Below are 24,750 nucleotides of genomic sequence, written 5' to 3' on the forward strand. Positions count from 1 at the left end.
TCAGTCAATACTTAACTGAAACACTGCCATCGGGGGCAAGCCCGCTCCCACATTTTTGATTTTCGCCAGGCTTTGGTCAGTAGTGATACCACTTCACTTCAAGCATCACTTCATTCACTGGCGTCGACAGGTGGCTGTACTCGCGCTGTGCGCTCAGGCGCAGGCCCAGGTTACGGGACAGTTCCCACTGTTGGTTGAGGCTGATGCTGCGCCGCACTTCACCATTGGTGAAGAAATCGCCCTTGGCTTCCAGGCTCAAGTTGCCCAGCGGGTTTTTCCACAGCACGCCGGTGTTGAAGCCGGCTGCGGGGGAGATGGCTTCGTTGAAGTCGTTGTTGTGTTCCACGCGCACGGTGCCGAGGGCGAAGCCGAGCATGTCGTCGCGTAGTTGCCAGGTGCCGCCAGCGCCGCCGTTGACGTGGGCGACCAGGGTTTCGTCGTCGTGTTTGCCCGGCACGCGTTCCAGGCCGCCCGTGACTTGCCAGGACCAGGGTTGCAGCAGGGCGTTGCGCGGGGTCAGGGAGCGGATGGTAGCCAGGTCCAGTTGCTGCAACTGCCAGTGGTTACCTTCGTACTGGCGCAGTTTCATTTGCAGGATTTCAATCTGGGCGCCGAGGGGGAAGCCTTCGGCGTTGTCGTTGAGGTCGTGGTAGGCCATGCGCAGGCCGTATTCACCGAAGGCTTTGTCGCCCCGGGTGCCGATGCCAGCTTGCCAGGTACGCGACTCATGGCCGTTTTCCGGCAGGCCGGGAGGCGTGATCTTTAGATCGGGCGCGGGGTTCTGGTTGATCGCGCGCAGCAGTTCGAAGCTGCGTTGGGAGCGTGTGGTGTCCCGTTCAAGGCCATTGGCACGGTAGCGGCCCAGGCGATAGGCGGCGTCGATGATCAGGGCCTGACGTTCGCGGGGTAACGCTTTAAAAGCAGGCTCTTGTAGTTGCTGCTGGTCATCGCTGACCTTGAGCACCCATTGCTGCTCGTCGCTGTCCAGCGGCTTTGCGCGCTCCAGCAACTCGCGCTCGCGGGACGGTCGGTAGTCGATCTTCTCGACCAGGCCCGCGTCCTTCACTGCCTTGACGGTGTCGGTAGGAATGGCGGTCAGCGGGAATTGCTCGGTCAGGCGCAGGCCGGGGCGGGCCACTTGCAGCAGTTCCAGCAGGCGATAGGAGCAGTTTTCGTCGAAGAAGAAATAGTCGAACTGGATCTGCTTGAGCTCCCACACGTGCTCAACCATGCGCTCGGTCTCGACTTGGGTGAGGTTAAGGCGATATTCCCACAGGTCGCGGTTTTCGAGGCTGCGGTACTCGGAGAGTTTTTCCTGGTAAGGCACCAGCGCGAACAGACCGGGGTAGCCGCCCATCAGGCCTTTCCAGGCGTAGAGAATGCTGTTGTCCGAGCCTTCTATATAGGCGCCGAAGTTGATCGCGTAGCTGAGCAGCGCGGTCTTGTTGCTCTGCACGTCGGCCTGGTCGATACGCAGCAGGGTGTGGCCGAACATCGAGGACGGGCTGTTGAGGTAGGCCGCCGGGAAAATCATCACCGCGCTATGGGGCGAGACGTCCTTGAACCATTGCTTGAATTCGGTGCAGTCCACGGCGGGCAGGTCAGTCAGGTGCAACTGATCCTTTAACCAGCGGGTACGTGCGGGGTAGACGCATTGGGCGTGTTTTTCACCCAGGCTGGCCGGAGCATAGAGTGCTTCAACGGTGGCCTTGAGTTCGGCATCCGGGTGATGGGCACCATCGGGGGCGAGGAAAAATTTCTGCTCGCTGACATAACTGCGCCAGCCACTGATTTTGCCGGCTTCGTAATGGCCCAGCGAAAGCCAGAACGGATCGTTGGCCAATTGCTGCAAACGTTGATCATCAAGGTGCGGTGCTGCGTACAGCGGGGCGCAGGCGAAGAGTGCCATCCAGGCAAAGCGTTTGAGCATAGGGGCAACTTAAGTCGGAAATTAGAGAGACCCAAAGGGGAAGCGGGTCCAAAAATAAAACCCGCGCCTGGGGAGGCGCGGGCAGGTCGAGCTTAAGCCTGGGTAGCGTATTTCGCCAGACGGGCATCGCCTTTCAGTACAGCCAGAGTGTTGTTGTGTACGTCTTCAGCGGTCACATCGGCCTTGCTGAAGATTTGCTGGAAGTGTTCGTGAGCCACTGCAGCGAAGTGTTCGCGATCTTCCGGAGCAACGCCCAGTACCACCGCGTAAGTGGTCAGTGCTTCGCCATTACCCTTGGCCATGTCTTCGGACAGCTCGTTCATCATGCCATTCATGGCAATCCAGGACTTGCCGCCGTAGGTCAGCGCGCTGTTGGTGCTGCAACCGTTGGTGCCCGAGGTCATGCCGAAGGTGGCGTTACCCGAAGTACCGTTGGTGGTGGAAGCCAGGAAGTGAGCCGGAGTGCCGCGCTGGCCTTCGAACAACATGTTGCCCCAACCGCAGTTCGGGCCACCTGGTGCTTCAGCCATTGCATTGAGGGAGACGACGGTGAAGAGAGTACCGAGAAGGATCCGTTTCATAGCTTTGTTCTCTTTGTGTGCAAACCAATGGACAAGGGTTCAGGCACTTCATAGCGCCCTAGGGATCGGTTATTAGTCCAACCCGCGCAGTTTGGAGTTTAGGCACGTTCCAAGGGTTCCGTGTGTTTTTATAAAACAATCAGAGATGTCGCGATTTTTTTGTAGGACTCATTCGGTGTCTACGCTTTCACAAAGGCTCGCCTTGCCAGAGCGCGCAACGGGGAGCCAGAATGCCGTCATCTGCCCCGCCTGATGTAAGGAAGCCCGATGCCTGATCCTGTTGCTGCCAGCCTGCGTCTAGCGCCCGAAGCGCTGACTCGTCCTTTTTCCGCTGAACAGTTCAGCTTCTCGACCACCAATGATTTGGAGCCCTTTCGCGGTGTGCTTGGCCAGGAACGCGCAGTTGAAGCGTTGCAGTTCGGTGTGGCCATGCCACGCCCCGGTTACAACGTGTTTGTCATGGGCGAGCCGGGCACCGGTCGCTTCTCGTTCGTCAAACGCTACCTGAAGGCCGAAGGCAAGCGCCTGCAGACCCCGGCGGACTGGGTCTATGTGAATAATTTCGATGAGCCCCGCGAACCACGCGCCCTGGAACTGCCAGGCGGTGCTGCGGCGGCGTTCATTGCCGATATCAACGGCTTGGTCGACAACCTGGTGGCCACCTTCCCGGCGGTATTTGAGCACCCGACTTATCAACAGCGCAAAAGCGCCATCGACCGCGCGTTCAACCAGCGTTACGACAAGGCCCTCGATGTGATCGAACGCCTGGCTTTGGAAAAGGACGTGGCGCTGTACCGCGACAGTTCCAACATCGCGTTCACGCCGATGCTCGACGGTAAGGCGCTGGACGAAGCCGAGTTTTCGCAACTGCCGGAAGTAGATCGCGAGCGTTTCCACACAGATATTTCCGAGCTGGAAGAGCGCCTCAACGAGGAGTTGGCCAGCCTGCCGCAGTGGAAGCGTGAGTCCAACAACCAACTGCGCCAGTTCAACGAAGAAACCATCACCTTGGCCCTGCAACCTTTGCTTGCGCCACTGTCGGAAAAATACGCCGAGAACGCAGCTGTCTGCGGTTACTTGCAGGCGATGCAGGTGTACCTGCTGAAAACTGTGGTCGAGCAATTGGTCGACGACGCCAAGACCGACGCCCAGGCCCGCAAGCTGCTCGAAGAGCAATACTGCCCGAGCCTGGTGGTTGGGCACCCGGTCAACGGCGGCGCCCCAGTGGTGTTTGAACCGCACCCGACGTACGACAACCTGTTTGGCCGTATCGAATACAGCACCGACCAGGGCGCGCTCTACACCACCTATCGCCAACTGCGACCGGGTGCCTTGCACCGTGCCAATGGCGGGTTCCTGATCCTCGAAGCCGAAAAAATGCTCAGCGAGCCGTTCGTGTGGGACGCCCTCAAGCGCTCCCTGCAATCGCGCAAGTTGAAGATGGAATCGCCTCTGGGCGAGCTGGGCCGTCTGGCTACCGTGACCCTCAACCCGCAAATGATTCCGTTGCAGGTCAAGGTGATCATTATCGGTTCGCGCCAGCTTTACTACGCGTTGCAGGACGCCGATCCGGACTTCCAGGAGATGTTCCGGGTGCTGGTGGATTTCGACGAAGACATCCCGATGGTCGACGAAAGCCTGGAGCAGTTCGCCCAGTTGCTCAAAACCCGAACATCGGAAGAGGGCATGGCGCCGTTGACGTCGGACGCGGTGGCGCGGCTGGCGACTTACAGCGCGCGGCTGGCGGAGCATCAGGGCCGTTTGTCGGCGCGTATTGGTGACTTGTTTCAACTGGTGAGCGAGGCGGACTTTATCCGCCACCTGGCCGGCGATGAGATGACCGATGCCGGCCATATCGAGCGCGCCCTCAAAGCCAAGGCCACCCGTACCGGCCGCGTGTCGGCACGGATCCTGGATGACATGCTCGCCGGGGTGATCCTGATCGACACCGCCGGTGCGGCCGTGGGCAAGTGCAACGGGCTGACGGTGCTGGAAGTCGGTGACTCGGCATTCGGCGTACCGGCGCGGATTTCCGCCACGGTGTACCCGGGCGGCAGCGGCATTGTCGACATCGAACGTGAGGTTAACCTAGGTCAGCCGATTCACTCCAAGGGCGTGATGATCCTCACGGGTTACCTGGGCAGCCGTTATGCCCAGGAATTCCCACTGGCGATTTCGGCGAGCATCGCGCTGGAGCAGTCCTACGGTTATGTGGATGGCGACAGTGCGTCCCTGGGCGAGGCGTGCACCTTGATCTCGGCCCTGTCGAAAACCCCGCTCAAGCAATGTTTTGCCATCACCGGTTCGATCAACCAGTTTGGTGAAGTGCAGGCGGTAGGTGGGGTCAACGAGAAGATCGAAGGCTTCTTCCGTCTCTGTGAAGCGCGCGGTTTGACCGGTGAGCAAGGGGCGATCATTCCTCAGGCCAACGTTGCTACGTTGATGCTTGATGAGAAGGTCTTGCAGGCTGTGCGCGCCGGGCAGTTCCATATCTACGCGGTGCGCCAGGCCGATGAGGCGTTGAGCCTGTTGGTGGGTGAAGACGCGGGTGAGCCGGACGCCGAAGGGCAGTTCCCGGAAGGGACCGTCAATGCGCGAGTGGTCGAGCGTTTGCGTGCGATTGCCGAGATGATCAGCGAGGAAGACTTGAAAGAGGCGGAGAAGGAGTTGGCGCAGCAGGCGCTGGCCGAAGCCAAGCCCACCTGAGTTCTGAGGCCAGGCCGGGGTAAACATTTGGGAGGGGGCTTGCTCCCGATTGCTATAGGTCAGTCATGTAAATGTCGACTGACACACTGCATCGGGAGCAAGCCCCCTTTCACATTTGGAACTGGTTGCGTCACTAAATTGACTTCCTTCTGAGGGACTAATGTCCGTTGGTCCCTACGGCCTTGGTTTGTCGGGTTTTTCTTCTATTCTCTGCTTTAGGGATATTCACAGGAGTCGCTGGATAGAAACAGCCTTGCCCCAGGCCGGGCTGAACACCGATCTGCCGAGGGTCGCCGCCATGCCGCGCAACCTTTGTCTTACCCGCCAGTGCTTTGGCCTGGTCACCCGTATCGAATGCTCCATTCGCCCTCTCGCGGGGGATAACGGGATGTGGACCTTGTTATTTGCCGCCGGAATGTCCGGTGAACAGCCGTCCACCATCAAGTCCCAAGGCCCGTTTCATGGGCCTTTTGCGGCGCAAACCATCCTGGAATCGATTGTGGATAGCCTGACCATGCACGGCTATGAAGTGGCGGGCGACCCACAGATTTGGTGCCTGCATATGCAAGCCCATCTGCGGCAGCTCAATGGCAACCATGAGCCGCTTGCGCTGTAGTGGCGGTCACTTGCTGTCGGGCTTGTCCAGCTTGACCTCGAAGCCGTACTGCACGGTGTTCAGGTCGGTGCGCTGGTAGCTTTCCAGTGCGGTCGGTCGGCCGTAGAAATAATGCACGTCAAACATCGCCGTGCCGTATTCCTCGGCGCGGTGGCTCACCCCAAGGATTTCCTTGAGGTACTGGCCACTGGCGTCCTTGGCATAGAAGCGCCAGCTGTCGGCCGGGAATTCTTTCTGATCGACGATCAGCGCATTGTCCTTGAGCGACAAGCCCTTGGGCAGCTTGGCCACGTCTAACTCACCTTTCTCGATAGTCGCCAAAAACAGCGGGATTGAGCCCACCACAAACGCCGGGTTTTCCGGGAACAGGGTGAGGTCGTAGGTGAGAGTTCCACGGGCCGGATTTAGCTCGAACGCTTCGGTCGGCAGCTCGATGGGGTCGCCGCGCTCACCTTTTTCGTCCGCCGTAAAAAAGGTAATCGGCGATTCGCTGCTGTTGCGCTCTGCACCGACCAGGTCGTCATTAAAGGTGAACGGGTGGTCGAACACGATATGCGCGGCACTGGCGTCTTCGACAGACTGGCTGATGCTGACGCTGTTTTTCAGTTGTTCTTCGGTCATTGCCGAGTCTTTGAGCCAGCTGGCAGCGCTGTCGTCGTACACGGTGACCGGCATCGGCAAGGCTTGTACGGTCTTTTCCAGGCTGTTTTTGTCGAAGCGCAACACCGGCAAGTCGAGGTCCTTGCGGGTAACGGACGCCGTGGAAAAGTCCATCACGTTGACCTGCAGGGTATCGATCAGGCCGTTGAAATACACCTTGGCGTAATGACTGCCCTGCTTATGCTCGAAAGCTTTCTGTTCATCCGTCAGTTGTTTTTCGAATCCCTCCGACCAGGCCTTCTGCTTTTGCATCTCGGCCAACTGTTTCTCGTAGAACGCCACTTGCGCGGCACTTTCGTTGATCGAACCTGAGCGTGTGAGGAATTGCCCGGTAGTGTCGCGCGCCTGCACCAGCAGAGGGTTTGGCGACTCGTCGCCGACTTGCGGGGCCAGTGGCTCGCTGTTGGTCAGCTCGATTTCGGCGTAGTTCTTCTCCAGCAGCAGCAAATTGAGGGTGATGTTGCCCTCAGTGCGTTTGTGACCCACGTCCTTTTTCGACAGGTCGAACGTCAGCACCTTGCCCGGCGCGATGACTTCGACCGCGCCTTTTAGGGTGACAGGCTGGGGTTGGCTCTTGTTTTCCGTCTCGATGCCGTCGATGAAGGGGTAGGTCACCGTCAGGTCATCGGGGTTGGTCAGGTTGGAGCTGCTGGGGCTTAACTGAATGCCGGGGTCTGTCTCCGACCATTCCGGCTGGAAGGGGATGACTTTGTTGTTGCTCAAGGTGACCGACTGCCATTCCAGGCCATGGGGGAAGGGGAATTGGTCGGGCATGTTGAAACTGAACGGGAAGACCGGCTGCAAATCCGTCAGGTAGTCGGAGTGTGAAGTCTTGCGCAGTACGAACAGGCCATTGATATAGGTATCCACCAGCGCCTGGGGCGTGGGGTAGTGCTTGAGCAGGGCCAGGTTGTCTTCGCCGTACTCGGCCTCGATGGGCTTGGTGGCCAGTTTGACCCGCGCCCGTTCCAGCAATAGCAGCGAACCGCCGAGGTCGGCGACGGCGTCACGCAGTTTGGGGTCTTGGATGCTGTCGAGGGACTGTTCGAATTTGGCGGTTTTCTCTTCGAGGGTCGTCTGCTTCTGCTCGTCGCTGGGGGAGCAGCCGCTGGCCAGCAGCAATGCCGCGCACAGGCCAATGCTGGCCAAAGGGGATCGCACATCCATCATCTGAGTTTTTCCTGTCCGACGTCATCGAGCCGAGTTGAGATGGGCTCGACACTAGCAGAAAAATTCTCTTACAGATGCCGCCTGGGTCAGTTTTCTCGCGCTTACAGGTGTCTTGTAGCGGCTGGTATACTCGCCGCCATTTTTAGCCAAGCTGTGTGAGACCCCATGGAACGCTTTATCGAAAACACTATGTACGCTTCACGCTGGCTGCTGGCGCCGATCTACCTGGGGTTATCCCTGGGTTTATTGATCCTGGCGCTGAAATTCTTCCAGGAAATCATTCACGTGATTCCCAACATTTTCACCATGCTGGAAGCGGAAGTGATCCTGCTGCTGCTGTCGTTGATCGACATGGCGCTGGTGGGTGGCTTGCTGGTGATGGTGATGATTTCCGGCTACGAGAACTTCGTGTCGCAGCTGGATATCGATGAAAACAAGGAAAAGCTCAACTGGCTGGGCACCATGGACTCTTCGTCGCTGAAGATGAAAGTGGCGGCGTCCATCGTGGCGATTTCCTCGATCCACCTGCTGCGCATCTTCATGGACGCCAAGAACGTCGATCCCCAGCACCTGATGTGGTACGTGATCATCCACATGACCTTCGTAGTCTCGGCCTTTGCCATGGGCTACTTGGACAAGCTCACCAAGCACTGATGCCCTGGGTGCGCTGGCCTTACTGCTCGATGAAGTAGTAAGGCTGGCGACCAATCTTCATCTCCTTGATCACGGTGATCTTCCCGCTCAGTTGGCGGGTGTTGTCCAGCAATGCAACGTTGCCGGGCTTGGCCGTGAGAAAACTGTGTAATTCAGCTTCGGTCTGCAGGATCGGCAAGTAGGCCTGCAGATAGAACACGCTCGCCCCGGCGATGCGCTCATTGGGCTGGAACATCACCACGTTCTTACCTTCAGTTTGAAACGCCCTGGCCTGACTGATCACGGGTACGAAAGACTCGCGCTTGTCTGCTTTGGGTGCGAACCAGAACGCAGCCGTCAGGTAGCTGACCATTGCCAGGCTGAACACGCCGATGATCACCCCCCGGTGGTAGCGGTACAGCGCCGGCTTGCGCACCTTGAGCCATTCCAACAGCACACCTGCATATTCTGCTGCGAGCACGGCGGCGGCTGGCGTGAGTGCCATCAGGTAAACGGTGCGCTTGCTGGACGCCAGAGTCAGCAGAGTGAACTGCGCCACCAGCCAGACACTGAAAAACAGGCGGTAGCGATCGCGCAACAGGCTTTTTTCGAAAGTGCCACAGGCCCAGGTACACGAGGATATTCCAGGGCAGGAACGCTTGCGGCAGCTTCGCGAAGTAGTAGTAAAACGGCTCGTAATGCCCAGCCTCGACGAACGACCCGCTGAACCGCCCGACGCTGTTGGTCCACAGCACTTCGCCCACGGCCTGCATCCCGCCGCGCTGGAACAGGAAGCCCAGCCAGATCATTAACGGCACCAACGCCAGCACGGTGAACACGCCCGGTTTGAGCCACTCGCCGATACGCAGGCGCTTGTCCATCAGGCTGATGCTGGTCAGGTACACAAAGATCACGATGCCCGGCAACGCGAGGCCCAGCACGCCTTTGCTCAGGGTGGCGATCACCATGCCGGCGGTAAACAGCATCCATGCCCACGCGCTGGAAGCCTCACGTCCGGGTCGCACGGCTTGGTAGAACGCCAGCAGCGCGGTGGTCACGCCCAGGCTGAGCAGTGAATCTTCACCCACGCCGCGCACATTGCCCCAGTAACTGGCCATGGTCGCGAGGATCAGCGCTGCGCAAAACGCCAGTGTCTTTGGGCGTCCGAACCTGCGCAGCATTCCATAGAGCAGCATCACGCTGAACAGACCGGCAAATGCCGAAGCCAGCCGTACCGCCCCAGGTGTGCCGCCAAACAGGCGAATCGCTCCGGCGTCCAGCCACAGACTCAGGGGCGGCTTTTCCAGGAAGGGCTCACGAAACAGTTGCGGTACGACCCAGTCATTGTCCAAGTGCATGGCCATGGCAATGCCCGATACACGGGCCTCGGTGGAGCCTTGCAGTTCATGGTTACCCAGGGCCAAGAAGAACAGCAGACCTGCAAGCAGGAGCAGCAGAGGAGCGGGACGCGTCATGGAGTCTGGCTACCGAGAGAAGGGGGATCGTTTGAGGGAACGGCTCACAATCGATGAGTATAGGGAGGTGATTCTTAATATTTCATGAATGGGCGTGGGTTATGTCGCTGGGCCAGGAGGTTGACGACCCCCTGGCTTCGCGTGAGGCATTACGAGGCTTTGACTTTGAAGCGGCTCAGGCCCTGTTGCATGGAGTTGGCCCGTTCCGACAGGTTCTTGGCTGCCACTGCACATTGCTGGGAGTTTGCCTGATTCTGCTGAGTGACTTCGTCGATCTGCTCCAGGCCGATGCTCGCCTGTTGCAGGCCGGAAGCCTGTTCGCTGGAGGCTTGGTAGATCAACGACACTAGGCTGGAAACCGTGCTGGTGCCGGTGACGATATTTCTCAACGAGTCGGCGGTGCGGCCGGCGATGATCATGCCGCGTTGCGTTTTGGTCGAGGAGTCGGCAATCAACGCGGCGGTTTGCTGGGCGGCTTCGGCGCTGCGGGCGGCGAGGCTCCTGACTTCGTCGGCGACCACCGCAAAACCACGCCCCAGTTCGCCGGCACGTGCGGCCTCGATAGCCGCGTTCAATGCCAGCAGGTTGGTTTGAGCGGCGATGTTGTCGATGGTGGTGATAATCGCGGTGATGTCTTTGCCCGAATTGTCGATTTCCGCCATGGCCGCGATCAATTCACTCATCAACTTGTCACTTTCCCCGGCGTCGGCGCGCGAGGCTTGGGATTGCTCGTCTGCCTTCTTCGCATTGGCGGCGTTGTCGGTAGTCTGCGCTGCCATCTGGGTCATCACGGCACTGATTTCGGTGATGGACGATGCAGAATTGGACGCGCCGTCGGAAAGCGACTGGCTCAACTCGGTGACCTGCGCGGAACTGCCGGTGATTTGCGTGGCGCTGGCCTGCACTTGGGAAATGAGGGTGTTCAGGTTACCGACCATTTTTTCCAACGATTTGCCGAGGGTGTCGTTGGGGGAGGACAGGCGTACTTCCAAATCCAGGTCCCCTTCGGAAATACGCTCGGCCACACGCACCTGGCGTTGCAGGCTTTCCGACATATCGTTCAAGGCAAAGGACAATTGGCCGACTTCGTCATCAGATTTCTGCACCAGCCGGCGAGAGAAGTCACCCAGGCTGATATTCGCGGCCAGAGCGGCAGCTTCACGAATCGGGCCGACGATTTTCGCTGTGGCAAACCACAGCGCCAGCAATGCCAGCAAGGAGACACCTACGCCGACCGAGACCTGCCAGATGCTGCTCTTGAGGCCGCGTGACTGCAGTTCCTGCTCCAGGGCCAAGGCCTGGCTCATGACCACCGCCTTGGGCAGATGGATCAAAATCGCCCACGGCTTGCCGGTGCGCCCCAGATTGATCGGCATCTGTACTTCGATTTCCTGGGAGTCCTGATTGAGCCGGCTGTCTCCCTGGCCTTTTTGCACATTCGCCAACACCTTTTCCCAAGTGCCTGGCAACAAGCCTTTCAGTGACTGGCCAATGAATTCCGGGCGTTTACTGTCAGCCACCACGAGCCCTTGATTGCTCAGGATCGACACGGAGCCTTTGCCGCCATACAGGTCTGCGGACATTTGCTCGCTCAGTTTCTGGATAAACGAGATATCGAAGTCAGCCCCGACCACGCCGTAGAACTTGCCATTGGCAGTGATAGGTACCGATAGCGTGGTCAGCCACACATTTTTGCCTTGCACCACGTAGGGAAGTGGGTCCAGCACGCTTTCTTTCTGGGTGTCCCGTGGGCCTGAGTACCAGCCGCCCTTCAACACGCCATTGGGGTGGCGGGCATCGGAGTCGTACTCAACCAGCGGTTGCACGGCGATATGGCCATCTGAACTGCGTGTCCAGTAGGGGGTGAAGCGACCGGTCAACGGGTTGTTACCGCCCTCATTGATACGAAAGGCTTGGTCCTGGCCGTCCAGCGCATCCGGTTCCCAGCATGAATACGTGCCGTTGAAGTCGGGGTTGTCCTTGAGCACGCTGAGCAGCATCGTATTGATCTGCTCACGACTGAGGGTCAGTGGGCTCTGCGCACTTTTACTCGCTCCCAGCGTATTGGCCATTGTGCGTGCCGAATCCAAGGCGTTCTGCAGTTTTGCCTGGATGGCATTGGCACGCGACTCAGCTAGGTTTTGCACTTCGCGGATAGTGGCGCTTTCAATCAGGGTTGAAACTTCAGTGCCGACATACGCTTGATTGGCGCTTGAAGAATAAAGGCCATATGAGACCAGGCTCGCACACGAGATAAACAGGCAGAGTCCGGCGGTGAAGCAAATTCGAGTCTGCAATGAGTTGAATTTCATGATATTTCCTGCCCATGCTAATAGTCGTCAACATCATCGAATGTCGACATTTCGGTACTTCTTTTGCACAAGGCACGGTGTTTTATCATTGGCTGCTTAGGCATGGACATGCTGTACAGCGCTTGGAGTTACTTAATGCTCTTTGGGCATCTCTTCGTCGAGCCATAAGCGTTCGGTGTTTTTAAAACCGTAACGCTGGGGCGGTACCCGCGCGACAATTCGGTCGGGTTGTTCGGGATCACTCAGGTCTATTATTTTCGGCGTTACATAAATATTTAGAACGGGCAGAAAGAACACTTTGATTTTTGGTGTCAGTAACGACTCGGGATGTTGTTCTATCACTACACCGATACTGCCACTTTTCAATTGAACGATAGAACCGACCGGGTAAATACCCACGGACTTTAGAAACGCGCGGAATACCTCGTCATCAAAATGCCCTTCCCATGTGGACATTTGCTGGATGGCGACGGCGGGGTCCCAGCCCTGGTTGTAGGAGCGGTCCGAGGTGATTGCGTCGTAGACATCGCACACCGCAGCCATCCGAGCCACCAGACTGATCTGGTCCCTTACCAACTGATGGGGGTAGCCGGTGCCGTCGACTTTTTCGTGGTGATGCAGGCACACATCCACGACCATTTCGCACATCTGCGAGGTCGCTTGCAGGGTTTTTTCCCCTTCCAGTGGATGGGTACGCACCAACTGCAATTCGTCAGTGCTCAACCGGCCAGGCTTGTTGAGAATGGCGCCCGGTATGGCCATTTTGCCGATGTCGTGCAACAGCCCGGCCATGCCGACGCGACGAATCAGTGCGGTAGAGAGGCCCAATTGATTGCCGAGGGCAATCATCAACGCACACACGGCGACTGAATGCATGTAGGTGTAGTCGTCGATGCTTTTCAGGCGTGCCAGGCTGATAAAGGCATTAGGGTGGCGGGCGATAGAACTCGAAATGTCGTCCACCAATGCACTGATGTGCTTAAGCTCCAGTGCCCGGCCCATGCGGGCATGGCCGAACATCTCGACAACGGCGGTTTTAGCGCGACTACAGATTTCCTGTGCGGCGACTAATTCGTTTTGCATGGATGTGGGGATGGCTGGGACGGCTGGCGCAGCCGCTTGGGCCGTAGCGGCCGGTTGAGCGCCGCAGCCCAAGGCGCACGGCGCCTGCGACGGCTCACCGCCCCGCCAGAATGGCTTTGCCTCGCCATCAGGCGCCTGAAGATCGAGTTCATTGCACTTCAACATGGTATGCCCTCTGTTGATGGTCTTTTTATACGTTGTTCATCAGCCTCCTTGGCTTGAGCAGTGTCGTTTTGCCTTTCAGGTAGGACTCACGGCCTTGATTCGTGCGACTACGCGACCTGCCAGGTCATCCGGGCGAAACTTCGCGAGGAAGTCATCGGCCCCGACTTTCTTGACCATGGCCTGGTTGAAACCGCCCGATAGGGACGTGTGCAGCACGATATGCAACTTGGCCATGCGTGGGTCGCTGCGGATTTCGGCGGTCAGCGTATAACCGTCCATTTCCGGCATTTCGATATCTGAAATCATCATCAGAAACTCCTCATCCGGGTTGCGCCCCTCGTCAAGCATGGCCCGAAGGTAATCCAGCGCCTGGCGACCATCGTTCAAGGCGACGACCTCGACACCCACTGTTTCCAGGCAGCGGGTCACCTGTTTACGCGCAACCATCGAGTCATCCACGGTCAGCACTCGCAGGTGTCGAGCCTGTTGATTGACCGCGTCATCCACCACGCCGATGGAAATTTCCTCGGACGAGGGCGAGATTTCCGTCAGCACCTTTTCTACATCGATGATTTCAACCAGACGATCATCGGTACGGGTAACCGCCGTCAGGTAATTGTTGTCACCGCTGCCCTTGGGAGGCGGATGAATGTCTTCCCAGTTCAAGTTAACGATGTGTTCAACTGCATACACCAAGAAACCTTGAACTCGGTTGTTGTACTCCGTAAGTATGATAAAAGCGCTTTCTTTATCTGTGATGCCGGGCAGCCCGGTAGCCATTGCAAGGTCTAGAATGGGGATGCAAGCACCACGGATATTCGCAACGCCACAAATGTTGTTATTAGACTTTGGTAGTAGAGATAGCTTGGGGCAGCGAATAACTTCTCTGACTTTAAAGACGTTAATGCCATACAGCTGTTGGTCGTTAAAGCGGAATAGCAATAATTCCAGTCTGTTCTGACCGACCAGTTGTGTACGGCTGTTAACGGATGCCATTACACCTGCCATACACACCCCTTTGATTCTGGTTGGAACAGCGTTGATGTCGTAATGACATTATCATATGTAGGGGAATGTAAAATATATGTGAAAGCGAAATACTTTTTAGGTTAATCGCTAAAGCGATAGCCAATCGGATGATGAACTATTCAAGTGGATGTTTGAAATTAGTTAGTTGGCTAACTTGCTAGTTTGAGTGTTGAGAATGATTAAGATTGGAAACCAGGATTCAGCAAAGTTACGGCGCCTTATGCGTTCCACGTCCAGCTTTCGGCTAGCGGCGTGTGGCGGTGAGTACTGTCGAGTTCGAAGGGCTGGCTGGTGGTCATGGTGTTTAGTGAGGGGAGGGGGGAATGGGGATTAAGGGGATGGGGGGGATTTTTTCATGGCGCAACCTCCTTGATTGATGGAGTCGCCATGCAACGCTCCTAAACGAAAGGAGTGGCGACCGTACGCGGGTTACCAGACCAATAATCAACGAGTCCGGCGAATCCGAAAATGCCCCACGCACAGCGGCCACAAGGCGTATTTTCCAACACCTCCATTGCGTGGAAAGGTCTACCGGCCAGCCCTTTCTTCCCTTAGACAGTCACCCGGTGGTGACTCGGCCCCAGTGCATAGGCAGCGCGTAAATATTGTCAGGGGGCATCACTTGTTGGCTCGGGTTGACGGAAGCGACGTCACGGATGGTTCGTCCGCCTATGTCCGAAACGGCCGCGATTCAATAAGTCGGAGTCGGAGGCAACCGACGGGTGAGATTTAGACCGGGATCCATTAAGAAGGCCGCGCAGCCCTCACTCTCATACCAACTGCAAGGCGTTTGTCCGGTACGGTATGGATGATGAGCGAACCGGTCGCTTTCTATTTACTCGGGGGTACAAAACGACGGCATGTTGACTGACGTTCTTATCCGTCAGGTCGCCGGGAATGTCTTCCGAGGCTTCGAGCCACAACGCCGGGACCACGTCACCGTTGGTGCTTCATACGAAATCATATTCACGGGTCCAATCGAAGGTGATTTGGGGGGCTGGCACCGTTTTGTATGGGCCAAAGAGCCAGTTCAGAGAGAACGTTGCTTTGGGGCGGGTATGGCACCGTCTGATAGGCGTAAAAGATCTACGGGTTTGTGGAATTGTTGTGGAGGGTTAACGGGGGAAAGGCGTAGCTGTGTTCACCGGTACCCGTATGGATCGAATGATCTGTGGGAAATTGAACGCTGCAGCTTGCGGAGTGGGTATTGGGTGGGTGTCGCAAGTGCTGTAATGCTTGAACTCAGTGGATTTCAGGCACAAAAAAAGACGTCCGTGGACGTCTTTAGATGTTGAAGTGGTGGAGCCGGGGGGATTTGAACCCCCGTCCGCCAGTACTCCGCTGTCGGTACTACATGCTTAGCCGTGTCTATTAAGTTAACCCTCAGCGACCCGACTGGCAGGGTGCTTTGGGCGAGTTGTGTAAGTTTTAGCCGCTTCGTCCACAACGTACTGCACGGCGATTCTGTTCTATATGACAATCACTTTGGGTTTACAGACATCCCCTGGTGATTGCTGGACCCGAAGGTACCAGAAGCTCAGGTCTAAGGCTGCTTACGCAGCGATAGCGAATTCCTGGCCGTAGTTTTCGTCATTGGCAACTATAAGTAGTTGCAACAGTGGATTTACGAGTTCTGTTACCAACTCGGCATGCACCTAAAGTTTCGCGACCGGCGTCGAATCCTAAACGGCCCCGTGCTTGTAACTCGTTGTTTCATAGTGAGTGACAAGCCTGTGCAGTGTACGCCATACGGTCACCGAAGGCCAACCCGAAGGTTGGCCTTACTGCTTACTTGCCGCCTTTGTTGCTGTTTTGCAGGTCTTGCAGGGTTTTGTTGGTGACTTCGATGCACTGCTTATCATCGCCAGACGCGTGAAATGCCTTGGCTTGGGAGACAACCGTATCTATTTCCCCACTCTTGCCGGTGGTGTCGGTGGCGAGTGTCGCTTTGGCGTTGTTAATTTTGTCTATATTGATCTGGCACAGGTCTTTTTCACTGTCGGCCGCGAAGACCGGGGACGCCAGCATCGCAGCGGTAACGAACAAGCCAGCAAGAGCGGAACGCTTCATAGGGTATCTCCTTGCGCAAAGGGCTCGACGCTGCTGGCCTTCAAGCGCTGCCAGCGACATCACTGATTGGCCTCGTTCGTCGAGGCCTATTCAAGTGACTACGCTGGCGTGCAGGGGTTCTGTTTTTTTTGCAGGATTATTGGGCGCGGGCCTGGGTGACGCGGTCCACGAGGTACACCAGCCCGTGATAATCAATGCCGCCATGCTGGCTCAAGCCGATTTCGCAGGTGCGGCTGGTGGAGATGCCTTCGCTGCAATATTGCACGGCATCCTTGAGGGTGCGCAGTGAGTGGGCATTGAGTTCTGGCGTGGTGAAGCCTTTGTCGCCGGCAAACCCGCAGCAGTGGATGCCTTCTGGAATCACGACGGTTTTGGCGCAGCGACGGGCTAGGTCGATCAGCGCCTGGCTTTCTCCCAGGTGTTGGGTACTGCAGGTGACGTGTACGGCGATCGGTGCTTCCTGCGGCATGAAATCAAGGCGGTCCATCAGGTGCGTGCGGATAAAGCGTACTGGGTCGTAGAGGTCCAGGCGGGTTTCGCCCAGGTCTTGCACCAAACGAAGTGTGCACGGGCTGGTGTCGCAATAGATCGGATCGAGGCCGCCGCGGCTGGCGTGGAGCAGGGCGCCGATCAACTCCTGGCGCTTGTGCTCTGCCTGTTCGGCATAGCCTTTGGACGCGAACGGCTGGCCGCAGCACAGGCTGTCTTGGTTGTCGGGAAAGACGACCTGGTAGCCAGCCTTTTCCAGCAGGCCCCGGGTTTTGTCGTACAGCGACATCTGCTCTTTATCGCCGGACGCCGGGCCCATGGCGCGTGAGACGCACGCCGCCAGGTAGACCACTCGAGGCCGCTCATCCGTCACAGCCGGGCTGAAACGAATCGCCTTTTCCGGCTGTGGCATAGCGCTGCTCCACTGCGGAATTTGTCCCTTGGACAGCTTGGTCACGGTGGCAGACAGCTTCGCCAGGCGAGGAGCGCCGAGCAGCATGCGAGCACCATTGGCGACATGCAGGGTAAAGCGCGCACCTTGCAGTGCGGTGGCGAAATGGGTGGCGAGCCATTCGGCTGTTTTCGTACGGTCGGCGTCACGACTGCGCAGCTTTTTCACCAAGTCGCCGGTATTGATTCCCACAGGGCAGCGCTGGGCGCATAGCCCGGTGGCTGCGCAGGTGTCGATGCCTTGGTAGTGGTAGGCGGCTTCCAGTTCGGTGGTGTCGACGCCGGCGCGTTTCTTCGCCTGAATGTCGCGCCAGATCACGATGCGCTGGCGTGGGCTCAACGTCAGGCCTTTTGAGGGGCACACAGGCTCGCAGAAGCCGCACTCGATGCACTTATCCACAAGCTCGTCGGCTGCAGGCAGTGGTTTGAGGTGCTTGAGGTGAATCTGCGGGTCGTTGCTGAGCACTACGTCGGGGTTGAGAATGCCGTTGGGGTCGAGGAGGCGCTTGAGCTGCCACATCAGTTGGTAGGCATCGCTGCCCCATTCCAACTCGACGAATGGCGCCATATTGCGTCCGGTACCGTGCTCGGCTTTCAGTGAGCCGCCGAACTCGACGGCCACCAGTTGCGCTACGTCATCCATGAACGCTTGGTAGCGTGTGACTTCTTCGGCGCTGTTGAAGCCTTGGGTGAACACAAAGTGCAGATTGCCTTCCAGGGCGTGTCCGAAAAGGATGGCTTCGTCGTAGTGATGTTTGTCGAACAGTTCGATCAGACGGTTTACGCCGATGGCGAGTTGCTCGACGGGAAAGGTTACGTCTTCGATGATCACCGTGGTGCCGGTTTTGCGCACAGCGCCGACGGCAGGAAAGGTGTCCTTGCGAATCGCCCAGAGTCGGGCGTTTTCTACAGGGTCTTCGGTGAAATCGACCTGTTTCTCGACGGGGAAAACGGCCAGGGACGCCATGATCAGCGCCATTTGCTCATGCAGCAAAGAAGGTGATGCCGCGCGGGATTCGATGAGCAGCGCGCAGGCATTTTCCGACAGGTGTTGTACGAAGGCGGGCATGCCGGGTTTGTTCTGGACCGAACGCATGCTACGTCGATCCAGCAGCTCTACGGCTGAGACCGGCTGGGTTTTCAACACGGTTACTGCGTTGCAGCACGTCTCCACATTGGGGAACACAATCAATGCCGAGGCTTTGTTGGGATGATCGATCACGGTGTCGTAGGTCACTGCGCTTATAAAGCCCAGCGTCCCCTCGGAGCCGACCAGCAGATGGCTAAGAATATCCAGTGGTTCATCGAAATCCACCAGGGCATTGAGTGACAGTCCTGTGGTGTTTTTCAGACGATATTTGTGGCGGATTTTCGCGGCGAGTTCGGCGTTTGCCCGCGTCTCGCGACCCAGTGTCGCCAGGCGTTCAAGCAGCGCGCCGTGCCGCTCACGAAAGGCGCTGACGCTGGCCGCATCTTCGGTGTCCAGGCAACTGCCGTCGGCCAGCACCAGACGAATGCCAGCCAAGGTGTGATAGGTATTTTGCGCGGTGCCGCAGCACATGCCGCTGGCATTGTTGGCGACGATTCCGCCGATCTTGCAGGCATTGATCGATGCGGGATCCGGGCCGATCTTGCGCCCGAACGGCGCCAGCCAGGCGTTGGCCTGGGCACCGATTACGCCGGGTTGCAGGCGGATCTGAGTCCCGTGCCCGCGAATCTCGCGGCCGTTCCAATTGTCTCCCAGCACGATCAGTACGGAGTCGCTGATCGCTTGACCGGACAAACTGGTGCCGGCCGCGCGGAAGGTCACCGGCACGCGCTCACGCTGGGCCAGTTGCAGCAGAGCTACCACTTCACCTTCCGACTCCACGCGGATCACTAGTTGTGGGACCAATCTGTAAAAACTGGCGTCGGTGCCGAATGCGAGGGTGGAAAGTGGATCGTCGAAACGCCGATCTTTTGGGATCAGCTGTGCGACGTCAGCTAAGAAAGCGGCAGGCAGACTCATGGGGCCTCCAGGATCAGCACCCCCAGGGCGCCGTATTGACACGAATGCGCAATGCCGACGCCGAGGTTACCGCCCGGCGTCGGCTATTACCCTATTGCTTGTGGCTTTAGTGCACCAGCATGCCGGTAAACCAGTAGGCCTGAGCCAGCGTGATCAGCCCGACGATTGTGGCGAAGAACAGGCTGTGCTTGAGGGTGAAGCGGAACAGATCGGATTCCTTGCCCACCAGGCCGGTTGCGGCGCAGGCCACTGCGATCGATTGCGGCGAGATCATTTTGCCGGTGACGCCGCCGCTGGTGTTCGCTGCTACCAAGAGGGTGTCGTTGACGCCGATCTGGTGCGCTGTAGTGGCTTGCAGCGAACTGAACAGGGCGTTGGACGAAGTGTCGGAGCCCGTCAGGAAAACGCCCAGCCAGCCAAGGAACGGTGAGAAGAACGGGAAGGCTGCACCGGTACCAGCCAATACCAGCGCCATGGTCGACGACATACCGGAGTAGTTGGTGACGAAGGCAAATGCCAACACCATGCCGATCGACAAGATTGGCCAGCGCAGTTCGTAGAATGTCTCTTTTAAAGTGGTAAGACCAATCTTGATGTTGATCTTCAGTACGAGCATCGAAATCAGTGCGGAGAAGAAAATCGCGGTACCAGTGGCTGAAATTGGGTCCAGCTTGAATACCGCTGGAATGGCAGTCGGGTTGGTCACGATGGGTGCGACCTTGACCACCAGTTGGTCCAGGTGCGGGATCGCGAAGTTGAACACCCAGCTGTACATAGAGCCGCCGGCGGCGAACATCGCCTTGAACGGTTTGAGCGTCCAGATAGTGACCAGCACGGTGAGGATCAGGAATGGCGACCAAGCCTTGAAGATCTGCCCCAGGCTATAAGGCGAGGCGACGGTGCTGCGTGGCAAGCCGAAGCCGCCAACGCTGGCGGTAATGGCTACGCCGGAGGTTGCGCCCGCAATCTGCGCGCCTGCGGTGCGCTTGGGCTGCCAGACTTTCAGGAACAGGGTCAGGGAAATCAGGCTGGCCAAAGCCGAGGTGATGTCCGGCAGTTCCGGGCCGATGAAGTTGGACGTGAAGTATTGAGTGATGGCAAAGCTCAAGCCAGCGACCAGCGCAGCCGGCCAGGTTTCGCGCACACCGCGCAGGCCATCCATCATAAATACCAGCCAAAACGGCACGAACAGCGACAACAAGGGCAACTGGCGTCCGGTCATGGCGCCGATCTTGAAGGCATCGATACCGGTCACTTGCCCGGCAACGATGATCGGAATCCCCAGGGCGCCAAAGGCAACGGGCGCGGTGTTGGCAATCAGGCACAAGCCGGCTGCGTACAGCGGGTTGAACCCCAGGCCTACCAGCAATGCGGCGGTAATTGCCACGGGGGCACCGAAACCGGCAGCGCCCTCCAGGAAGGCGCCAAAGCAGAAACCGATCAGCAGCACCTGTAAGCGTTGGTCATCGGTGATCGACAGCACCGAGCTGCGGATGATCTCGAACTGGCCACTCTTGACCGTTAGTTTGTAGAGAAACACCGCCGCGACAATGATCCAGGCAATAGGCCAAAGACCGTAGGCGAAGCCGTAGCCAGCAGCGGCCAGCGCCATATCTACTGGCATCTGGAAGGCAAAGATTGCCACCAGTATCGACAGCGCCAACGTGATGCTGCCGGCCACGTGGCCTTTGAGGCGAAACACGGCCAGGGCCAGGAAGAAAAATACGATCGGAATAACGGCGGCCAATGCGGACAGGCCGAGGCTGCCGAGCGGGCTGTAAAGCTGTTGCCAGGTTTGCATATGGGGTGGCCCCTAATTGTTGTTGGTCAGGCACTTTTTAGTCGATCTGGATAATTGGTATTACCAATTTACAATCGCTGGAGGGTAGGTTAAAAGCCTTCAGGAGATGTGTCAATTTGCCGCTCGCGAAACTTTGGTCGTAGGTCATTGGGTAAGACCATCTGATCGGTTGAATCGAAGCTGTTCTGATAGGTGCTGGAAGGGCGGCGATAGGCCAGAATAGAGGGCCCGGCGAGTGGTCGGGATGGTGGAGAGTGAGTTATGGGGTTTGATCAGGTGCGTCAGCGCCGTTTGTCTGACGATATTGTCGAGCAGCTTGAGGGGATGATCCTTGAGGGCACGCTGAAGTCGGGTGAGCGCTTGCCGGCTGAGCGCGCTTTGGCTGAGCGGTTTGGCGTGTCGCGTCCGTCGCTGCGGGAGGCCATTCAGAAACTGGCGGCCAAGGGGTTGTTGGTGAGTCGGCAGGGCGGAGGCAATTATGTTGCCGAGTCACTGGGCTCGACGTTCAGTGATCCGTTGCTACACCTGTTGGAAAACAACCCCGAGGCGCAGCGTGACCTGCTGGAGTTCCGCCAGACCCTCGAAGCATCCTGTGCTTATTACGCTGCGTTGCGTGCCACCGAGGTCGATCGCGAGCGGCTGACCGCTGCATTCGAGGCGCTGCAGGATTGCTATGGCCGCGTTGATGAAGTGAGTCGGGTCGAGGAGGGTGCTGCGGATGCAAGATTTCATCTGGCCATTGCGGAGGCCAGTCATAACGCCGTGTTGCTGCACACCATTCGCGGCCTGTTCGACCTGCTCAAGCGTAACGTGGTGACCAATATTGGCGGCATGTATCAGCAGCGTACGGAAACTCGCGACATGCTGATCAGTCAGCATCGGGAGTTGTACCTGGCAATTATTGAGGGGCGGGCAGAGCAGGCGCGAGAAGTCTCAACGCGTCATTTGGAATACGTGCAGGAAGTGTTGGCGGAAGTGCGTCAGGAGGTTCAGCGCGTGGCGCGAGCGGAGCGGCGTAAAGGGATGTAGCCGGGGGATTTATTCCGAGGCTACATCGTCACAAGGGTTACTCTTCCTTGCCCTTGTTGCGCACAGCGCGATGCAGTTCCCGGTTGGAATCGCGTTCGCGCTCGGTATCACGCTTGTCGTATTCCTTCTTGCCCTTGCCCAGTGCGATCTCGCACTTGACCAGATGCTTGCTCCAGTACCAGGACAGGCAGATGCAGGCGTAGCCTTTCTGCTGCACGGCAGCGGCGAGCTTTTCCAGTTCGCGTGCGTTGAGCAATAGTTTGCGCGTGCGCACCGGGTCGGCAATTACGTGGGTGCTCGCAGTGGTCAACGGGGTGATATGACTGCCCAGCAGCCATGCCTCGCCATCCTTGAGCAATACGTAGCTGTCGACCAGTTGCAGCTTGCTGGCACGCAGACTTTTTACTTCCCAGCCGGCCAGGACCAGACCAGCCTCGAACCGATGTTCGATGAAGTAATCGTGTCGCGCCTTTTTATTTTGCGCGATGGTCCCTGTGGGGTGTTTCTTTTGTTTAGCCATAGGGGCGGCATTATAGGGAGTTGCGAGCGTGTCGGCTACGGTCAACCTACGTGCTTGAGCGTGTTGGTCGAATCCCGGACAATGCTGGTAGTTCTTTGGTTTTTTCTCTCGCGGAACGAGCTGTTCTTTCGCGATGTTTGCCGCTCAGCTGTGGAAATAACGCGCACATGACGACGCATATTCAACGTTCGGCCCTGCTGCCCTATCCGGCGCAGGCGCTCTATGACCTGGTCAACGACGTGGCGCGTTACCCGGAATTCCTGCCTTGGTGTTCAACGGCTGAGGTGCTTGAAAGCACTGATGAGCACATGGTCGCCAGTGTCGGTGTGGCGAAAGGTGGGTTGGGCCAGCACTTTGTCACGCGCAATGTGTTGGTGCCGGGCAAGTCCATTGAAATGAATCTGCAGGAAGGTCCCTTTACCCAGTTACACGGTATCTGGGTATTCAAGGCGCTGACCGACAAGGCCTGCAAGATCAGCTTGGACCTATCGTTTGATTACGCTGGCCCGCTTGTGCGGGCGACATTGGGGCCATTGTTCAATCAGGCGGCCAATACGCTGGTAGATGCGTTCTGTCAGCGGGCCAAGCAACTGCATGGTTGAGATTGAGGTGGTATACGCTGCCCTAGATCAGCAGGTCTTGCTGGCGGTAACGGTGGCTTCGGGTACCAGTCTGCGAGGGGCGGTACAGGCGTCAGGAATTGCAGTGCGGTTTCCCGAGTTGGATCTGGCTGATTGTCCTTTGGGGATATTCGGTAAGGTTGTCGCCGACGCTGAGGCGCGCGTTGTGCAATCGGGTGATCGCATTGAGATCTATCGACCTTTGCTCGTCGACCCTAAAGAGGTGCGAAGGCTGCGTGCCGCCAAGGCGGCGTTGATCAAGCAGCAGGACTCATAAGATTGCTAATCATCAGGCAACAAAAAGCCCGGCGTGCCGGGCTTTTTTGTAGGTGCCGCAATGTTACTGCGGGCTGGTGTCCAGCGGCTGAGGCGTCGGTACCGGAACGGTTTCCACTCCGTCGACGTCCTTCTGGATCTTGTCGAGCAACGAGCCTGGCTTCGCTGGTACTTCGGATTTCGGCTTCTCGCTTTCCTGCGCAGGTGCAGTCACGTTGGTGCCGTTGTCTTTACCTAGCAGGGCTTCATCTCGGCTTACGCCAGGCATGAAGTCACCCGACAGGCTGACAAGCTGGTCATTGCCATTGAAAATGACGCTGACACGTTCCTGTTGGCGTTCACCGCCACCAGGCTGCAGGCTGTAGAGATAATCCCAGCGATCGGCGTGGAAAGTGTCAGTCAGCAGGGGGTTGCCCATAATAAACCGTACTTGCCGTCGGGTCATTCCCGGGCGTAACTGGTCTATCATGTCCTGCGTGACGACATTGCCCTGCTGGATGTCGATTTTGTAAACCCCGGGGAATGAACAACCGGCGAGTGCGAGCAGTCCCACAAAGGTGAAACTGGTTAGCAAGAGCTTGGTGTTTTGCATCGGTGGGCGACTTCCACTATCTTGGCTGGGACAACGTAAACGCCGATCATACCCGTATTAAGAGAAGCTGCGAAGCAGCATCCGCGAGAAAGCTAACCATGGTTGAAAATAGCGAACTACGCAAAGCCGGTCTTAAAGTGACTCTGCCACGAGTCAAGATTCTACAAATGCTCGATTCTGCTGAGCAGCGCCACATGAGTGCCGAGGATGTTTACAAGGCGCTGATGGAGTCTAATGAGGACGTTGGCCTGGCCACGGTTTACCGTGTACTGACCCAGTTTGAAGCCGCAGGGCTGGTGGTTCGTCATAATTTCGACGGCGGTCATGCAGTGTTCGAATTGGCCGACGGTGGTCATCATGACCATATGGTTGACCTGGATACCAATGAGGTTATCGAGTTCACTAGCCCAGAGATCGAAGCGCTGCAGCATAAGATTGCTGAGGAGCATGGATTCGATTTGGTTGACCACAATCTCGTGTTGTACATCCGTAAGAAAAAGTAAAAATCGATGCAGATTCGCTCTGCAAAACGATT

The 24,750-nt window shown here is 57.5% G+C and carries 18 protein-coding genes, 1 other RNA gene and 2 pseudogenes; 7 read left to right on the top strand and 14 right to left on the bottom strand.

What is annotated here, in order from left to right:
• Positions 1-76 precede the first annotated feature (76 nt).
• Positions 77-1,930, bottom strand: a complete 1,854-nt coding sequence (locus tag AB4N82_RS14070; protein WP_122765305.1) for an Lnb N-terminal periplasmic domain-containing protein — start codon at positions 1,928-1,930, stop codon at positions 77-79.
• 92 nt (positions 1,931-2,022) lie between these two features.
• Positions 2,023-2,511 carry a DUF3015 domain-containing protein gene (locus tag AB4N82_RS14075; protein WP_027605327.1) on the bottom strand — a complete coding sequence of 163 codons (489 nt, stop codon included), beginning with the start codon at positions 2,509-2,511 and terminating at the stop codon, positions 2,023-2,025.
• Positions 2,512-2,778: 267 nt separating this feature from the next.
• Here AB4N82_RS14075 and AB4N82_RS14080 point away from each other — a divergent pair, with 267 nt between their 5' ends.
• Both AB4N82_RS14080 and AB4N82_RS14085 read left to right on the top strand, forming a co-directional pair.
• A complete protein-coding gene (locus AB4N82_RS14080) occupies positions 2,779-5,217 on the top strand; it encodes a Lon protease family protein (RefSeq protein ID WP_032884683.1) in 2,439 nt (812 codons plus the stop codon).
• A 298-nt stretch (positions 5,218-5,515) separates the two neighbouring features.
• Positions 5,516-5,833: a PA4575 family protein gene (locus tag AB4N82_RS14085; protein WP_032884774.1), complete on the top strand. Its 318-nt coding sequence runs from the start codon at positions 5,516-5,518 to the stop codon at positions 5,831-5,833.
• 6 nt (positions 5,834-5,839) lie between these two features.
• Here AB4N82_RS14085 and AB4N82_RS14090 read toward each other — a convergent pair whose 3' ends face one another.
• Positions 5,840-7,663 carry a hypothetical protein gene (locus AB4N82_RS14090; RefSeq protein ID WP_081797591.1) on the bottom strand — a complete coding sequence of 608 codons (1,824 nt, stop codon included), beginning with the start codon at positions 7,661-7,663 and terminating at the stop codon, positions 5,840-5,842.
• 165 nt (positions 7,664-7,828) lie between these two features.
• Here AB4N82_RS14090 and AB4N82_RS14095 point away from each other — a divergent pair, with 165 nt between their 5' ends.
• Positions 7,829-8,317, top strand: coding sequence for a TIGR00645 family protein (locus AB4N82_RS14095; RefSeq protein WP_005791582.1), 489 nt, complete (start codon positions 7,829-7,831; stop codon positions 8,315-8,317).
• Positions 8,318-8,336: 19 nt separating this feature from the next.
• Here the strand turns inward: AB4N82_RS14095 and AB4N82_RS14100 are convergent.
• From AB4N82_RS14100 to AB4N82_RS14140, 9 genes and pseudogenes are all read right to left on the bottom strand, one after another.
• Positions 8,337-9,771: pseudogene (locus AB4N82_RS14100) on the bottom strand (ArnT family glycosyltransferase).
• 149 nt (positions 9,772-9,920) lie between these two features.
• Complete coding sequence (locus tag AB4N82_RS14105; protein ID WP_371260674.1) at positions 9,921-10,826, bottom strand: methyl-accepting chemotaxis protein; 906 nt, start codon at positions 10,824-10,826, stop codon at positions 9,921-9,923.
• Positions 10,821-12,083 (bottom strand): annotated as a pseudogene (locus AB4N82_RS14110) (PDC sensor domain-containing protein); the annotation flags it as partial. The gene AB4N82_RS14105 and the pseudogene AB4N82_RS14110, both read right to left, overlap by 6 nt.
• Positions 12,084-12,215: 132 nt before the next feature.
• Positions 12,216-13,331: an HD-GYP domain-containing protein gene (locus tag AB4N82_RS14115; protein WP_122765308.1), complete on the bottom strand. Its 1,116-nt coding sequence runs from the start codon at positions 13,329-13,331 to the stop codon at positions 12,216-12,218.
• A gap of 75 nt (positions 13,332-13,406) precedes the next feature.
• On the bottom strand, positions 13,407-14,339 hold the full coding sequence (locus AB4N82_RS14120) for a chemotaxis protein CheV (RefSeq protein WP_032884688.1): 933 nt from the start codon (positions 14,337-14,339) through the stop codon (positions 13,407-13,409).
• 1,318 nt (positions 14,340-15,657) lie between these two features.
• Positions 15,658-16,054: a transfer-messenger RNA gene (gene ssrA, locus AB4N82_RS14125) on the bottom strand.
• 94 nt (positions 16,055-16,148) lie between these two features.
• Entirely contained in the window at positions 16,149-16,430 is a 282-nt protein-coding gene (locus AB4N82_RS14130; RefSeq protein ID WP_032884699.1) for a hypothetical protein, read from the bottom strand.
• A gap of 136 nt (positions 16,431-16,566) precedes the next feature.
• The gene (locus AB4N82_RS14135; RefSeq protein WP_095186250.1) at positions 16,567-19,377 is read right to left on the bottom strand and encodes an FAD-binding and (Fe-S)-binding domain-containing protein; all 2,811 of its coding nucleotides are present in this window, start codon (positions 19,375-19,377) and stop codon (positions 16,567-16,569) included.
• Positions 19,378-19,483: 106 nt separating this feature from the next.
• A complete protein-coding gene (locus AB4N82_RS14140) occupies positions 19,484-21,178 on the bottom strand; it encodes a lactate permease LctP family transporter (RefSeq protein WP_032884701.1) in 1,695 nt (564 codons plus the stop codon).
• 261 nt (positions 21,179-21,439) lie between these two features.
• Here AB4N82_RS14140 and AB4N82_RS14145 point away from each other — a divergent pair, with 261 nt between their 5' ends.
• Complete coding sequence (locus tag AB4N82_RS14145) at positions 21,440-22,207, top strand: FCD domain-containing protein (RefSeq protein ID WP_032884703.1); 768 nt, start codon at positions 21,440-21,442, stop codon at positions 22,205-22,207.
• 37 nt (positions 22,208-22,244) lie between these two features.
• Here the strand turns inward: AB4N82_RS14145 and smpB are convergent, their stop codons facing one another.
• On the bottom strand, positions 22,245-22,727 hold the full coding sequence (gene smpB / locus AB4N82_RS14150) for an SsrA-binding protein SmpB (RefSeq protein WP_003176160.1): 483 nt from the start codon (positions 22,725-22,727) through the stop codon (positions 22,245-22,247).
• Between the two features lie 167 nt (positions 22,728-22,894).
• Here smpB and AB4N82_RS14155 point away from each other — a divergent pair, with 167 nt between their 5' ends.
• Together AB4N82_RS14155 and AB4N82_RS14160 are read left to right on the top strand one after the other, a co-directional pair.
• A complete protein-coding gene (locus tag AB4N82_RS14155) occupies positions 22,895-23,329 on the top strand; it encodes a type II toxin-antitoxin system RatA family toxin (protein WP_032884705.1) in 435 nt (144 codons plus the stop codon).
• Positions 23,322-23,624: an RnfH family protein gene (locus AB4N82_RS14160; protein ID WP_122765309.1), complete on the top strand. Its 303-nt coding sequence runs from the start codon at positions 23,322-23,324 to the stop codon at positions 23,622-23,624. Before AB4N82_RS14155 ends, AB4N82_RS14160 begins: the two co-directional genes overlap by 8 nt.
• A 63-nt stretch (positions 23,625-23,687) precedes the next feature.
• Here the strand turns inward: AB4N82_RS14160 and AB4N82_RS14165 are convergent, their stop codons facing one another.
• Positions 23,688-24,215 (bottom strand): outer membrane protein assembly factor BamE, encoded by a 528-nt coding sequence (locus tag AB4N82_RS14165; protein WP_017528805.1) that lies wholly within the window; start codon positions 24,213-24,215, stop codon positions 23,688-23,690.
• 98 nt (positions 24,216-24,313) lie between these two features.
• Between AB4N82_RS14165 and fur the strand changes: the two genes are divergently transcribed.
• The gene (fur, locus tag AB4N82_RS14170; RefSeq protein WP_003194220.1) at positions 24,314-24,718 is read left to right on the top strand and encodes a ferric iron uptake transcriptional regulator; all 405 of its coding nucleotides are present in this window, start codon (positions 24,314-24,316) and stop codon (positions 24,716-24,718) included.
• Positions 24,719-24,750 lie beyond the last annotated feature (32 nt).

The sequence above is a fragment of the Pseudomonas sp. H1_D04 genome, from assembly GCF_054683855.1.